A 14,704-nucleotide genomic window follows, 5' to 3' on the forward strand; every position below is an offset into this window, starting at 1 on the left:
GCTCCCATCGCTCATAGCGGGGGAGTAGGTTCACATGGCTCAATTCTCGATGGAAATTAGTCGCCCAACCGGCTCAGTTCCGCGTGAAAACCAACACTTACAAGCCTGCATCAAGGTTTTCCGCTCGCTGACCTTTCACGCCATCAATGCAAATGGCCTGTCAATCGCGCGAACGCTGGAGAGCTTCACCTGTTTTGTGGCGAGGCCGTCCAAAGTGGACACCCATACTGTGAGGAACACTGCCGGAAAGCATACACAGGCAAAGCCGTTTCGAGGTGATGCCTGTTGTCTTATGTTGACATTGAAATCAGTTTTTATGTTCTCGGAGGCGGTTTTAACCGCTTCGGCTAACGTAGGAAATTCCCAGAATTTCGGGGGATTAATCGGACGCTAAAAATTTATCGGGGTCTTGCAATAGAAAACCCAGATACTAAATTATCGCCGCTTGCCGGGGTCTTTAAAACCCTGTGGCTCTTAGGCAAGCAGCCTCGTGGCGTCGGGAGACGTACCGGGGCTTTTTATTTAAATCATTGAATAGAACCAGATAACCGGCGCGATAAGCACAATAGCCATTGCGGACCCAGCGAGACGCCAGCGAACGCTATTCGTTGCCATGAATGCGGTCGCGACAATTGAAGCAGCTACTAATAACGTAAGCGGCCAATACATCGACATGTAAAAAATGATGGCCAACCACCATGGAATTGTAATCATGAAACTGCCTTATGCCAAAGCACGCCGCTAAACAACTGCCCCTTTTGCGGAGTTCTTTGTGCTTGACCACCCGACACGCCTCTGCCAGCTTGCCGCAAACAGCGGGGCGACCATGAAGCCATTTATTCCAATCACTCTAAGCATCTGCGCAGTTGCGTTGGTCACGGCATGTACGACAAATGATGCCTCCAAAGGTAGCAGCTCGACACCTATCGCTACAGCTACGCAGGAAAAGGCTGAACCCAAGCTTGTAGACAGCTACACCGCTCATATCAGCGAAAAAGATAAAGTCGATGACAAGGGTGTTAAGCTTACCGATGCAAAAGCAATCTTATTACAAGACCGCAGGAACTATTACGATTTCAACCTGCGAGATAAGGGCGACACTCCGAGCAAAGTATTCGCCAGCAAGGAAAATAGGTGGGGCGACGGCAAGCCAATTTCGGAAATGAAATGGGAACCTGTTTCTTCGAGGCACCCTGAAAAGGGTTATCAATGGAAGATGCGGCAGGGGGTTGAATATGAAATCATCAAGGGCAATCCTGATCTGACAATCCAAATCTATAATGATGGCAACATTCACGTTGATCAGATGCAGCCGTATTAGCCGTTCCGGACGCACAACGGATGCATGGCGCAGAATTGCAACGACAGCTTTCCGCCAACGGGGGGAATCTCTGCGTATACCTCAAGGCGGGTGCAGAAAACCTTGCAAGCGGACGCCACCCTAAGATTGCCCTAATGTCGGAGCCTCCTGAATTTTAAGGAGGGGTATGCGCAAAATTGAGCAGCCCCCTTTTCGGACCAATACGCGCGTGCGCGCGAGGCTTCACCGATTTATCCGACATCATAACGCGAGCCGAAGATGGAGGGGCCAATCCAAATCTGGAGGCACCTTTGTTGGGACTGCTCACTAAATTACTGCGATTTGCTGACTGTCCATTTTGAGCAGGTTCAGCAGAGAAGGATTTTTGATACTTTTGAAGGCTCCGCTTTGGAGTGTTTTCGATGTTTTTTCTGAAGTACAGGTATTTTTGATACTTTTGAGGGTTTGCTTTTTGCGTGTTTGAAGAATTTTTTGACGGTGAAATTTGTCAGGCGGTCTATGGGCTTTGAGCTTTAAATCAAAAAATATCAGCCCGTCAGTCGAGCGCAGGTTTGAAAATAATCAAAATTAATCAAAATGGATGTCGGGAAGTTCCGGGGTACGGCTATGAACCAAGCTTGGAGCCAGCCGCTTTTTTTCAGTCAGTCTGAGAGCAGGGAGTGAGCGCCGTTTTCCTGCGCAGTACGCGCGCGGGGTGATTTGATTTAATATCAATGTTTATCAAACGGCCAACCGAGTGAAAAAGTAGGGGCCACAGTAGGGGCTGGAGAATAATTGTTCTCGCTAAGTCATTGAGAAATATATGTTTTATTGAATAAAATGGTGCGGGTGGTCGGAATCGAACCGACACTCCTTTCGGAACCGGATTTTGAGTCCGGCGCGTCTACCAGTTCCACCACACCCGCACGTGACTGCTTAAGCAGTTTGATATGGTCCAAAAACGGACAGCGGGGAGGGATATACCGGCTAAACGAAACAACGTCAATCGCCCTCGGGCGCCTGACTGATTATAGTTTCAGGTTTTTCACGACGCGCAGTCCACAGTCTCCTGATCGCTCGTCAGTCCGGTTGAAACAGATCGGCGTTCTGATTGTCTGTGTGGTCGCGCAGCGTGTTTTAAAAACTGTTTCACACATATCATCACGCGCTCGAAGGTGTAAATTGCTTCCTGCGCTTAAAGCATTTCCTGTTTTGATTAGAGCGTTTCCCTTTCATGTTGGATCGTATCCGCATGATGTGAAGAAGTTTCGGGCCTCTTGAGGCACGACGAGGTCGATCAGTTTCCCGATCCTATCCCACAGGCCGGTCACAGTGCGTTCTGCCGCTTTGCGCAGGAGGGCTTTGAGCTTCGAGAATGCCTTCTCTATGGGATTGAAGTCTGGGCTGTAGGGCGGGAGGAACAGCATGCGCGCACCGGCAGCCTCGATCATCTCACGCGCCGCCGGTCGCTTATGGCTGGAGAGATTGTCAAGAATGACGACATCGCCAGGCTTCAGGGTCGGCACAAGAACCTGGGCGATGTAGGCCTCGAACCATTCTCCATTGATCGGCCCGTCGATGACGAGCGGTGCAACCATTCCCGTGCTACGCAAGCCAGCCACCAGCGTCGTGGTCTTGCGGTGGCCGTGCGGAAAGCCCATTCGCAGGCGCTCTCCCTTCCTGCAGCGTCCGTGCGTGCGCGCCATGTTCGTCGCAGTCCAGGTTTCGTCGATGAAGACGAGCTTGGCAGGATCAAGGTCGAGTTGATCATCGAACCACTGCTGACGCTGTTCCAGGACGTCGGGACGGCTTTGCTCTACCGCGTGGCCAGTCTTTTTTTACGAGTCTGGCCGTGCCGGACAAGAAACCGGTGCAAAGCCGACTTGCTGATCGTGATGCCCTGGGCAGAAAGCGCGTCGCGCAGCTCGAACAAAGTTCCATCGCGGTGCTCGGCAAGCCATGCCATGATCGCCTCGCCATGGGCCTCTGTCTTTCGGGAATTTCGATCTCCGCCAAGAGGACCAGGTCGCACGTCACCCTGGCGAAGTTGCAGATTTCGCCAGCGGCTGACGCTTGCGGCACTTACGCCAAACCGTTCGGCGGCGTCGCGGTGGGTCGCACCAGCGGCAACAGCAGCAAGCACGCGAACACGCAGATCGACAGAAAGGGCTTTCGACATATCCGCCGACCTCCATCGGCAGATAGTTTGAATCAGAACCCGCCTGATTTGCAAAGCCCCGCAGATTCACTCAGTCAGGGAAACGCTCTAAACTATTGGAAATGCTCTATCTGTTTGTTTTCACGCATGCCATTCTCGGACCGTAGCGCGAATAGAAATCAGATCGGCGGACGGATTTCTCCGCGAAGGCGGTTCCCACTTTTTCGCGACATGCTCTAGCGGCGGATATTGTGCTCGACAATATTCCAGCAGACCAGACATGCAATGAGGCCCAACACGATGAGGTCAAGTGTTTTCAGGTATGAAAGATATTCCAACATAGCGCATCTCCTTCCCACAGGAGGCGCTTTGGTTTTTGTGAAGCAGCGAAAGAGGGGCGTGTTTATATTTTTACTTAATTGCTTTCGAGTAAAACCCGGAGCCAATCAATTTATACCCTCAATTTCACCTGCCAAAATAGTTTACAGGCGCTCTCCTGAAACAAATGATAGCACAGCTTTTTGATTTCTCAAGTAAATGTGACTTTTATTTCCGATCGGTAAAATTGCGGATTCTATTTCGAATAATCCGGGTGAGATTGCGCGTGCGCTGATAAAGATGAATTTGCGCCGCCGCCTGACGAACATGCTTGTCTGCGCCCGGATGAAGTCCGACAACAAGCGTTTCAATGGTTTCACGCTCCTCAAACAAGCGCGACATAACCGGGTGGTCGGGCACCGCACAGGAATCGGTGCGTGTGATGTTGGGGTCTTCGAGATGGTTTTTCACCACTTCAATCATCAGCAGCATGCCGGGCGAATAGGCTTGAAGCGTTTCATCAAAGGCCGTTTTCCAGGTCCATGCTTCGCCTGAAACCGTGAAGACGATCAGGATCGCAATCACGCGACCATTGAATTCAAGTGTGTGGATGCGCACGCAATCGCGCTCGGCCAGATTGTTGACCGCCTCACGTGCGAAAGCCGCGCGGAAACGGTCGACCGCCATGGCCGTGCCGCGCCGCCCTTTCCAGCCGCTCGCTTCAAGCGTCAGAAAATGCTCGAATGTGTGGCGCACTTCGTCAGGCTTTCTTGCGATGCGATAGGCCAGTTCGCCTTTCTCGGCAAGACGACGCCACAGCCGGGCATATTCGCGGCGATGATGCGGGCCAATGGCTTGCTTGACATAGGTCTCACCATCAAGATCGCTCTTAAGGAATGGCCGCTCTTTTCGCTCAATGGAGACAATCGGCAATTGCCGTCCGACAGCCACGGAACGGATCAATTTTGCAACCGGGCCGTCAGCGCGCATTTCTGGCAGTACAAGCACTTCCGGCATTTTGATATGATCGCGGGCCAGAATATCGAACAGATCTTCAAGAACGCCCAAAGGATCGTCATGATCGATCAGCGGAGTGCCCTGAGGGCCAAATGGTGTGGCCCATGCGCGAATAACGGGCGATGACAGGGGAAAGCCGGGACGCTCAATCGTATAGGGCATGACGAAACGCAGGCGGCTGCGCACGTCATTTTCGTCACGCATAACCATGAAGCGCACTTCGCGATCTTCAAGGCGCGGCATAGCGGGCGCGAGAAAGCGTGCATTAAAGAAGATGTTCGGCTCTATTGTGCGGTTGCTTAGATGATCAAGCTCGTCGCGCAGTTCAAAGCCTGCGGATGCGCCATAGATTGCGAGCTTGCGCGGAATGGCGCGGCTGCTAAGGCTTTCCTCCAGCCGTTTGGTCGCATCCCTGGCAGGCAGTGTTTCAGCGAGTTGCGAAATAATGCGTGCAGTGTGTCCACCTGCGGATTCCTCGAGCAAAGGTTTTGCTGCCATTACAAACTCTCCTCAGAGGTATTGCTGCGGGCATTTTCTGCCATTGCAAAGCGCATGAACACCGCCAGCAGCGATAAACGCTGAGCGCGCATCGACGTCCTTGGAAACAGCAAAAAACGATCGACCCGCCCCGTCACAGAACGATGTTTCGTTGCGATCCTGCCAGATAAATTCCGGCTTGCTGCATTCGCGGCAGATAAACGCACTTGTTGCCAACCCTGTTTGTTGCGACCTTTATTTCAGGCCCATTCTTTCCGGTGATCTTCTGAAGGATCACCGTTTTACCGCATCCCGTATTTTTCGGCCTGCGATGGCTGAACATTAGATGCCAGTTCTTTATAAAGGTAAAAAGAAACGGCCTCCTGTGCGAAAGTGAAGCCAAAATTTTGAAATGGTAATTACTTCGTGAATATATCGGTGATTTCGCAATTTCTAATTAACAAGGCGGACTACCATGATGTTTATAATAAAAACCCGGCGATTGTGCGCCGGGTTTTGGTTTTAAGGAGCATGTTTCGGGCGTGGCTTAGTCAAACGCGCCGTGGCAATGCTTGTATTTCTTGCCAGAGCCGCACGGGCAGGCTTCGTTGCGGCTGATCTTGCCCCAGGTCCTTGGATCGGCGGGATCGCGTTCACTGGCTGGAATGATACGCTCATCCTGCTGATGTTCGGCCCATGAATTCTCATCAAAATCATTCTCGCCGGTGGTTCCATCGATGTGGACGCCAGTCATTGGCGGAAGCTCGGGCTCTGGCGGGGCTTCGCGCACGATTTCGACGCGCATCAGCTGGGTAATGACCACTTCACGCAGGTTTGCAAGCAGGGCCTGAAACAGTTCGAAGCCTTCCGTCTTGTACTCGTTCAGCGGATCGCGCTGTGCATAGCCACGGAAACCAACGACCGAACGTAAATGGTCAAGATTGACCAGATGTTCGCGCCAGAGGTTATCGAGTGACTGCATGATCACTGACTTTTCGATGTATGTCATGATCTGCGGGCCGAAGCGTTCTGCCTTCTCGGCTGCGGCCTTGTCCGCGGCTTCCTTGATCCGGGCTTCAAACTCTTCTTCGGCGATACCTTCTTCCTTGGCCCATTCGTCCACAGGAAGAGCGAGGTTCAACTTGGTGAGAATGTCGTCCTTGAGGCCGGCAATATCCCATTTTTCAGCGTAAGCATCTTTCGGGATCCGAAGCGCGACCATATCTTCGATCACTTCGTGACGCATCTCCGCCACGGTATCGGTCAGGTCTTCGTCGTCCATGATTTCAAGGCGCTGCTCGAAGATTACCTTACGCTGATCATTCATCACGTCATCGTATTTGAGCAGGTTCTTGCGGATTTCGAAGTTCCGCGCTTCCACCTTGGTCTGCGCCTTTTCAAGCGCCTTGTTGATCCATGGATGCACGATCGCTTCGTCTTCCTTGAGACCCAGCTTCTGCAGCATGCCGTCCATACGGTCGGAGCCGAAGATACGCATCAAATCATCCTGAAGCGACAGGAAGAATTTTGAACGGCCCGGATCGCCCTGACGGCCGGAACGACCGCGCAGCTGGTTATCGATGCGGCGGCTTTCATGGCGTTCTGTGGCAAGAACATACAGGCCACCTGCAGCCAGTGCCTTTTCCTTCAGCCTTGCAATATCGGCCTTGAGTTCTGCAATTTTGGCAGTGCGTTCTGGACCTTCCGGTACATCTGAAAGCTCGCGCTGCACGCGCATTTCAAGATTGCCGCCAAGCTGAATATCCGTACCGCGACCAGCCATATTGGTGGCAATCGTAATTGCACCCGGAACACCGGCCTGTGCAATGATGAAAGCTTCCTGCTCATGGTAACGGGCGTTGAGGACCTGGAAGTCTTTGATGCCGTCCTTGCGCAGGCGCTCAGCCAGAAGTTCCGACTTTTCAATCGAAGTCGTGCCGACAAGAACAGGCTGGCCCTTTTCGTGGGAGGCGCGAATGTCACGGACGATGGCTTTGTATTTCTCTTCGACGGTGCGATAGACTTCGTCGTCTTCATCAATGCGCTTGACCGGCAGGTTGGTCGGAATTTCAAGAACGTCGAGACTGTAAATATTGCCGAACTCTTCCGCTTCCGTGGCAGCCGTACCGGTCATGCCGGAGAGCTTGGTATACATGCGGAAGTAGTTCTGGAAGGTGATCGAAGCCAGCGTCTGATTTTCAGGCTGGATGGTCACATGTTCCTTGGCTTCCAGTGCCTGATGCAGACCTTCCGAGAAGCGGCGGCCCGGCATCATGCGGCCGGTGAATTCGTCAATGATGATGATTTCATCATTGCGGACGATATAGTCCTTGTCACGCTGGAACAGCTTGTGCGCGCGAAGGGCATTGTTGAGGTGATGAACAACCGAAACATTTTCGATGTCGTAGAGGCTTTCGCCTTTGAGATGGCCAGCAGCTTCCAGAAGCTGCTCAACCTTTTCAGTTCCGACTTCGGTGAAGATTGCGGTCTTCTGTTTTTCATCGATTTCAAAATCTTCCGGCTCAAGTGCCGGAATGAATGTGTCGATGAGATTGTAAAAGTCTGAACGATCTTCCAGCGGGCCGGAAATAATCAGCGGGGTGCGTGCTTCGTCGATGAGGATCGAATCCACTTCGTCGACGATGGCGTAGTTGTGACCGCGCTGCACCATCTGGCCACGCTCATATTTCATATTATCGCGCAGATAATCGAAACCGAGTTCGTTGTTGGTGGCGTAGGTGATGTCACAGGCGTAAGCAGCCTGACGCTCATTGTCATCGAGGCCGTGCTTGATGACACCGACGGTCAGCCCCAGGAAGTTATAAAGCTTTCCCATGGTTTCGGCATCGCGGCTGGCAAGGTAATCATTGACTGTCACCACATGTACGCCCTTGCCTTCAAGAGCGTTGAGGTAGACAGGCAGCGTTGCCATCAGCGTCTTGCCTTCACCGGTGCGCATTTCGGCGATACCGCGTTCGTGCAGAACCATGCCGCCGATCAGCTGGACATCGAACGGGCGCATACCGAGCACACGCTTGGCCGCTTCACGCGCCGTTGCAAAAGCGTCGGGAAGCAGTGCATCCAGCTTTTTGCCCTGAGCGAGTTCTGCACGGAATTCCGCAGTCTTCGCCTGTAGCTGTTCATCGGTTAGGGCTTCGTAATTCTTCTCAAGCGCAGTAATCTGTTCCGCACGAACGCGCAATGATTTCACATGGCGGTCGTTGGATGAACCGAATATCTTGCGGGCGAGGCCGCCAAAGCTGACCATTCCTGGTCCTTTCCTGTCCGTTCAGCCGGAAGCGCTTCCGGCGTCATGGCCTCTCTCGATTTCACCGAAATTCGCGAAAGGCTCTAACTCTTTGTTTTGTCGCATTTTCGAACGCAAAACCGCTGCGCACTTTTGCTGATAATGCTTTGTCGAATGCTTTATTCACGCGTATTGAAACAAATGCAAGAAAACTACGCTGTCAACGCTGCCAGAAACGGCGCGTTTTAGCGCAATTCGCCCGGTCGCTTACTGGACGACAAGACGAAGGACAGATAAGAGGGGCTTCGAGCGATGTCAATGTTGCTCGATAAGACGCAAAACCTGTCTTTTCTCACTAATAAGTGTGTTTCAGGGCCAAATTCTGCCGCATTAATGGGGCCGTTAGGTGGTCTCGAAGGAGAGAATCTCATATGAAAGCCATTCTCAAAGCCCCTTATCGCAAGGCACTTGCCGTTCTTGCAACCTCGGTTGCACTCGCTGGTTTTTCCAGTTCGGCTGTCTTTGCACAGGATGCAGCGAAACCCGCAGAGGCAGCACAGTCTGCGGCTGCTTCCGAAGATCCGGCAAAGGTTCTGGCCACCGTCGGCGGTAAGGACATTACTGTCGGTGACGTTGATCAGGCTGCAGGCGATCTTGATCCGCAGTTTGCACGTCTTCCAGCCGAGCAGCGCCGTCTGGCCGCTCTTGCAGCGCTCATCGACATCAAGGCGATGGCTGGAGAAGCCGTGAAAGAAAAGCTCGATCAGAGCGAGGACTTCAAGAAGCGCATGGAATTCCTGCGTGAACGTGCGCTGCACAATGAATATTTCAAGGATGCGATTGTCGACAAGATTTCCGATGCCGATGTTCGTGCGCGTTACGACAAGGAAATCGCGGCCATTCCTCCACAGACTGAAGTGCGTGCTCGTCACATTCTCGTCAAGACCAAGGAAGAAGCGGAAGCCATCATCAAGAAGCTTGAAGGTGGTGCGAAGTTTGAAGATCTCGCCAAAGAAAACTCCACCGATGGCACTGCCGCCAATGGTGGTGATCTTGGTTATTTCTCCGAAGGCCAGATGGTTCCGGAATTTGAAAAGGCCGCTTTTGCCCTCAAGCCGGGTGAATACACCAAGGAGCCGGTGCAGACGCAGTTTGGCTTCCACGTCATTCAGCTTGAAGATCGCCGCACCAAGCAGCCGCCGGCATTTGATCAGGTTTCCGACCAGATTCGTTCGATCATCATGCGTGAGCGTTATGTCGAGGCCGTCAAGAAGCTGCGCGATGGCTTGAAGATCGAATATAAGGATCCTGCCGTCGATAAAGCGATGAAGGAAGCGGCCGCCGCTCAGGAAGCGGCGGATAAAGGCGATTCGCCTGATGCCGCTCAACCACAGCAGTAAATTATGAATTCACAAAGCGCCCCGGAAGTCCGGGGCGTTTTTTGTTGAACGTTAGTTAAAGCTTGATTTTGTGCTGCAAACCTTTCCAATGCGACAGAATCAAATCGCATCTGTTCAGAGGCAATCATGTCTGCGTCCGTATCACCGCTCGCCCCCAAACATTATCCATCCATGCCTGTTATTCACGGCGTCCGCATCGCGACGGCTGCAGCCGGTATCAAATATAAGGGCCGCACGGATGTCATGCTGATGGTCTTTGACAAGCCTGCGGAGGCAGCCGGTGTTTTCACCCGTTCGCTCTGCCCGTCTGCACCGGTTGATTTCTGCCGCCAGAACCTGGTGCATGGCAAGGCGCGTGCGGTTGTGGTCAATTCAGGCAATGCCAATGCCTTCACAGGTCTCAAAGGTCGGGCGGCCACGCAAGCAACCGCAGAGGCTGCCGCCAAGGCTGTTGGATGCAAGACGACAGATGTGTTTCTTGCCTCCACCGGTGTGATCGGCGAGCCGCTGGATGCGTCGAAGTTCTCGGGTCTTCTGGGTGACATGGCAAAATCTGCCAGCGACGATCTCTGGACAGAAGCCGCCAAGGCCATCATGACAACCGATACTTATCCGAAAGTGGCGACCGAAACGGTGCTGCTCGGCCAGGTTCCGGTGACGATCAATGGCATTGCCAAGGGTGCGGGTATGATCGCACCTGACATGGCAACCATGCTTTCTTTTGTCGTTACCGATGCACCGATTAAGGCGGATGTCTTGCAGAGCCTGCTTTCCAAGGGCGTTGGTTCGACGTTCAATGCGGTAACAGTTGATAGTGATACATCCACTTCTGATACGCTGATGCTGTTTGCAACAGGATCGGCTGCAGAACGCGGTGCACCCGAAATTACCGATGCTTCCGACAAGCGTCTGGGTGATTTCAAAAAGGCGCTGGCGCGCGTTTTGAAGTCGCTGGCACTTCAGGTCGTGCGTGATGGCGAAGGTGCGCGCAAGATGGTCGAAATTGAAGTGAGCGGTGCAAAGTCCGCCGCTTCTGCGAAGAAAATCGCGCTTTCAATTGCCAATTCACCCTTGGTCAAAACGGCGGTTGCCGGTGAAGATGCCAATTGGGGCCGTGTGGTCATGGCTGTTGGTAAAGCGGGTGAACCGGCTGATCGCGATCTGCTGGCGATCTGGTTTGGCGATATTCGCGTGGCGCATCAGGGCGAACGCGATCCGGCTTATTCGGAAGAGGCGACGTCTGCCTATATGCAGGGCGAGGATATTCTCATTCGCGTCGATCTGGGGATCGGGAAGGGCAAGGCGACCGTCTGGACCTGCGATCTGACCAAGGAATATGTGGCGATCAACGGCGACTATCGCAGCTAAGCTTGGAAAGAGTTTGAATATGTCAAATCTTGCTATCGTTCGCCAGCTGGAGGCCGTTGGCTTTCGTGCATGGCCTGCCACGTCCGTTCATTATGACGGAACGTGGGCGATACGCATGACGGCTGCACATCCTTCAAAGCGGCTCAATTCGGTTAATCCGCTTGATCCGGGTGATACGCGCGATATTCCGGCGCGTATCGAACAGGCATCGCAGCGTTTTCGCGTTTACGGACGGGTGCCGTGTTTCAGGCTTTCGCCACTCGCACCTGTCGAGCTTGAAGATTATCTTGAAGGTCTGGGATGGGAGCGTCGCGATGAAACCATCGTCATGACTTCCAATCTGGATGATATTGATCTCTCGCAGGAGCGCGATCAGATTCCGCTCAAAGATATTGGCCGCTTCGTCGAGGCTTCGCTCATCATTCACGGGCGCCCCGCTGAACTTCGTCCGGGTTTCTGCGAGCTGCTGGATGGCATTCGCCCCAACAAGGGTATGTTTATTCTCGAAGAGGACGGACGGGCGGTCTCCAATGTGCTTTGCGTGCAGGATGGTGTCATGGCGGGGCTGTTCGATGTTGGGACTTTGCCGGATGCACGCCGCGCCGGTCATGGTCGCGCTATCATCGGCGCGACGCTCAAATGGGCAAAGCAACTCGGTGCCCAAAAAGCCTGGCTTCAGATTGAGGCGGATAATGTTGCCGGACTGGCGCTTTACGAGCGCTTTGGCTTTCAGGAAGCCTATCGTTACGCTTATCGGGAGAGCAATGAGAAATGAGCGAGATAAAAGCCCGGCGCATCGTGCTGGTGGCCGCCTGCGCGCTTGTGGATGCTGATGGGCGTGTGCTTCTCGCGCAGCGCCCGCAAGGCAAGTCTCTGGCAGGTCTCTGGGAGTTTCCCGGAGGCAAGGTCGAAGCTGGTGAAACGCCGGAAGAAACGCTGATGCGTGAACTCGAAGAAGAAATTGGCGTGACGACCAAGGTGGCCTGTCTGGCGCCGCTGACCTTTGCCAGCCACACATATGATGATTTTCATCTTCTGATGCCGCTTTATGTCTGCCGTCGCTTTGAAGGTGTTGCGCAAGGGCTGGAAGGACAGGCCCTGAAATGGGTGCGTCCGAAGGATATGCGCGATTATCCGATGCCGCCAGCCGATGAGCCGCTGATCTCGTTTTTGATTGATCTGCTTTGAGCCTGTGGAAAGCTTCAAAATAGCTGACAAATCGTTGACGTTAACCTTCTGCGTTAATCGATGATTCACTCCGCTGCGGCATTGTTTAAAACAAGTGCCTCGGAGTTTATGTCATGAGTTTTGACAACAATTATTTTAGTGCAGATCATAACGAATATAAGCCGGGCCCACTCTCAAAAGCGGGCGGCAGCATTTTACGCGTTGTCTTGCTGTTTGGGTCGGCTGCGGTCGCGTTGGCGTTGATTATTGTTCCGGTTTTAAACGATCAGGCGAACAAGGTTGCATCGCAATCAGTACTGCCTGCCGGTGTCGATCGCACCATGACCGGATCAGTCAAGCGTGACACTTACGTCGCCCGCAAGGCACCCGTTCGCCCAATCTGCGTGATTGATCCAGATGGCACGCATAGTGGCGACTGCTGAAAGATTCATTCCACATTCTTTAATGCATCGGCCAGTGAAGCCTTGGCAGAGCCGGGCTTTAATGGCTTTTGCTGCGATTCATGTGGTGCCCAGCCTGACAGCCAGACTGTCGAGAAGGTGGCACGAATACGCCCATCGGGATCGCTGAACCGCTCGGCATAAATTTCTGCTGCACGCAGGAACAGTTTTTTCGAGACTGGTTTGCGCGAGCGATCGCGCAACACATTCTGCATGCCCATGGCGCGCAGATCGGCCATCAGGTTGAAAATGCTGTCATAGCGGACCGTCACATTATCCACGTCTGTTACCGGCAGCGCAAAACCCGCGCGTTGCAAAAGACCGCCGACATCACGCACATCTGCAAAAGGGAATATGCGCGGACTTGCGCCACCCGTCAGTTCAATTTCCGCCTGCAAAAGGCTTTCCCGCAATTCGCCCAATGTTCCATTGCCGCTGAGTGCAGCAAGAAACAGGCCATCCGGTTTCAACGCGCGGGCGATTTGTATCATCGCGCCCGGCGTATCATTGGTTGAATGCAGCGACAGCAGTGAAACAATCAGATCGGCACTTTGGGGTTTCAGTGGCAGGGCTTCTTCATCGGCGACAATGGCCGGAAAAGGACCGGAGAGAAAAGCTGCATCGCGTTCGATGCGTAAAATCATGTCTGCTTTGCCTGAATGAGCAAGAGCGCCTGCTGCAAGACCGTTGTGACCGGCAAGATCAATGGCAACGGAGAAGTGGCGCTCGACAGCAGCAAGCCGGTCTTCCAGATCGTCAGCCACTCTGCGCAACAAAAAGTCTGCACCCTTCACAGCATGCCTGAAAGCGCGGCGGCGGAACGCCAGCTGGAGGTCGCGATCAAAAATCGCATTTTCTGACGATTGAGCGGATGAGGGGGCTGCCATTGCGATTCCGTCTTCTCTTTCGGATATGCGTCGGTAATATGGATAAGGGCGTAGATGCATTCGAACGGGGGCGAATGCAATGGTTGATGACGACAGGTCGCATCAAAGCTTGGTGTTGAGGCTGAAAACGACGGCGTTTAACGCGGTGCGTGTTGGTTTGCGCCGTTCTGCGGATATTCTGTTTCCAGCAAGCTGTATCGGTTGCCGCATAGAGGTTTCCGAACCCGGAACGCTTTGCCCTGAGTGCTGGTCACAGCTGCGCTTTATCGAAAAGCCTTACTGCCCGGTGCTTGGCATTCCGTTTAATCATGATTTTGGCGAGAATTTCATGAGCGCGGAAGCAATCGCCAATCCGCCGCCGTTTCGGCGTCTGCGCTCTGCGGTGCTTCACAGAGGGGCTGCGCAGCGCATTGCTGTCTCGCTTAAGTTTCATGACCGCACGGATTTAGCACCATGGATGGCACGCTGGATGCAGCGTGCCGGACGGGAATTGCTGGATGAGTGCGATGTCATTTTGCCGGTGCCGTTGCACAAATGGCGTTTCTGGTCGCGGCGGTTTAACCAGTCGGCAGAGCTGGCGCGCAGCTTGGCGCAACTCAGTGGCAAGCCTTATGAACCACAGGCCATAAGGCGTATTCGTCAGACAAATCAGCAGATCGGGCTTGGTTTGAAAGAGCGAAAGCGCAATGTTGACGGTGCTTTCCGCGTGCCAAAGGAGCACGATATTCATGTGCGCGGACGGAGGGTCTTGTTGATCGATGATGTTTATACGACAGGATCAACGGCGAAAGCTGCAACACGTGCGCTCTTGCGCGGTGGCGCAAAAAGCGTGGATGTGCTGACATTCAGCCGGGTTCTACCGGATTCGTGAACGCATCAGGGGCTTCCAGATCGTTGTTTTGCC

At 53.4% G+C, this 14,704-nt stretch carries 13 protein-coding genes and 1 tRNA gene; 8 read left to right on the forward strand and 6 right to left on the reverse strand.

Annotated elements, in window-relative coordinates:
- Positions 1-105 precede the first annotated feature (105 nt).
- On the forward strand, positions 106-279 hold the full coding sequence (locus tag VBH83_RS16140; protein ID WP_396998612.1) for a GcrA family cell cycle regulator: 174 nt from the start codon (positions 106-108) through the stop codon (positions 277-279).
- 493 nt (positions 280-772) lie between these two features.
- Complete coding sequence (locus VBH83_RS16145; RefSeq protein WP_396998600.1) at positions 773-1,321, forward strand: hypothetical protein; 549 nt, start codon at positions 773-775, stop codon at positions 1,319-1,321.
- A gap of 820 nt (positions 1,322-2,141) precedes the next feature.
- Here VBH83_RS16145 and VBH83_RS16150 read toward each other — a convergent pair.
- The 5 genes from VBH83_RS16150 to secA all read right to left on the reverse strand — a co-directional run bounded on the left by VBH83_RS16150 (position 2,142) and on the right by secA (position 8,538).
- Positions 2,142-2,226: transfer RNA gene (locus VBH83_RS16150), tRNA-Leu, on the reverse strand.
- Positions 2,227-2,532: 306 nt separating this feature from the next.
- Positions 2,533-3,479, reverse strand: a protein-coding gene (locus tag VBH83_RS16155) for an IS630 family transposase (RefSeq protein WP_396998602.1) whose coding sequence is annotated in 2 segments (ribosomal slippage) — positions 2,533-3,140 and positions 3,140-3,479 — 948 coding nt in all. Because the reading frame shifts where the segments join, the coding sequence is not laid out codon by codon here.
- Between the two features lie 525 nt (positions 3,480-4,004).
- Complete coding sequence (bspF, locus tag VBH83_RS16160) at positions 4,005-5,291, reverse strand: type IV secretion system effector crotonyl transferase BspF (RefSeq protein WP_265986933.1); 1,287 nt, start codon at positions 5,289-5,291, stop codon at positions 4,005-4,007.
- Entirely contained in the window at positions 5,291-5,497 is a 207-nt protein-coding gene (locus VBH83_RS16165) for a hypothetical protein (protein WP_265986932.1), read from the reverse strand. The genes bspF and VBH83_RS16165 overlap by 1 nt, the downstream gene beginning before the upstream one ends.
- A gap of 320 nt (positions 5,498-5,817) precedes the next feature.
- Positions 5,818-8,538: a preprotein translocase subunit SecA gene (gene secA, locus VBH83_RS16170; protein ID WP_265986930.1), complete on the reverse strand. Its 2,721-nt coding sequence runs from the start codon at positions 8,536-8,538 to the stop codon at positions 5,818-5,820.
- A 410-nt stretch (positions 8,539-8,948) separates the two neighbouring features.
- Here secA and VBH83_RS16175 point away from each other — a divergent pair, with 410 nt between their 5' ends.
- From VBH83_RS16175 to VBH83_RS16195, 5 genes are all read left to right on the forward strand, one after another.
- Positions 8,949-9,917 carry a peptidylprolyl isomerase gene (locus VBH83_RS16175; protein ID WP_265986929.1) on the forward strand — a complete coding sequence of 323 codons (969 nt, stop codon included), beginning with the start codon at positions 8,949-8,951 and terminating at the stop codon, positions 9,915-9,917.
- Between the two features lie 126 nt (positions 9,918-10,043).
- Entirely contained in the window at positions 10,044-11,285 is a 1,242-nt protein-coding gene (argJ, locus tag VBH83_RS16180) for a bifunctional glutamate N-acetyltransferase/amino-acid acetyltransferase ArgJ (RefSeq protein ID WP_265986927.1), read from the forward strand.
- Positions 11,286-11,304: 19 nt separating this feature from the next.
- On the forward strand, positions 11,305-12,060 hold the full coding sequence (locus VBH83_RS16185) for an N-acetyltransferase (RefSeq protein ID WP_265986925.1): 756 nt from the start codon (positions 11,305-11,307) through the stop codon (positions 12,058-12,060).
- Complete coding sequence (mutT, locus tag VBH83_RS16190) at positions 12,057-12,473, forward strand: 8-oxo-dGTP diphosphatase MutT (protein WP_396998606.1); 417 nt, start codon at positions 12,057-12,059, stop codon at positions 12,471-12,473. Before VBH83_RS16185 ends, mutT begins: the two co-directional genes overlap by 4 nt.
- 113 nt (positions 12,474-12,586) lie before the next feature.
- On the forward strand, positions 12,587-12,895 hold the full coding sequence (locus VBH83_RS16195) for a hypothetical protein (protein ID WP_265986922.1): 309 nt from the start codon (positions 12,587-12,589) through the stop codon (positions 12,893-12,895).
- Positions 12,896-12,900: 5 nt separating this feature from the next.
- Here VBH83_RS16195 and VBH83_RS16200 read toward each other — a convergent pair whose 3' ends face one another.
- A complete protein-coding gene (locus VBH83_RS16200; protein ID WP_265986921.1) occupies positions 12,901-13,800 on the reverse strand; it encodes a methyltransferase domain-containing protein in 900 nt (299 codons plus the stop codon).
- A gap of 79 nt (positions 13,801-13,879) precedes the next feature.
- On the opposite strand from VBH83_RS16200, the gene VBH83_RS16205 reads away from it, so the two are divergent.
- On the forward strand, positions 13,880-14,671 hold the full coding sequence (locus VBH83_RS16205; RefSeq protein ID WP_265986920.1) for a ComF family protein: 792 nt from the start codon (positions 13,880-13,882) through the stop codon (positions 14,669-14,671).
- Positions 14,672-14,704: the final 33 nt, after the last annotated feature.

Source organism: Ochrobactrum sp. S1502_03, from assembly GCF_044435015.1.
GTDB lineage: Bacteria > Pseudomonadota > Alphaproteobacteria > Rhizobiales > Rhizobiaceae > Brucella > Brucella chromiisoli.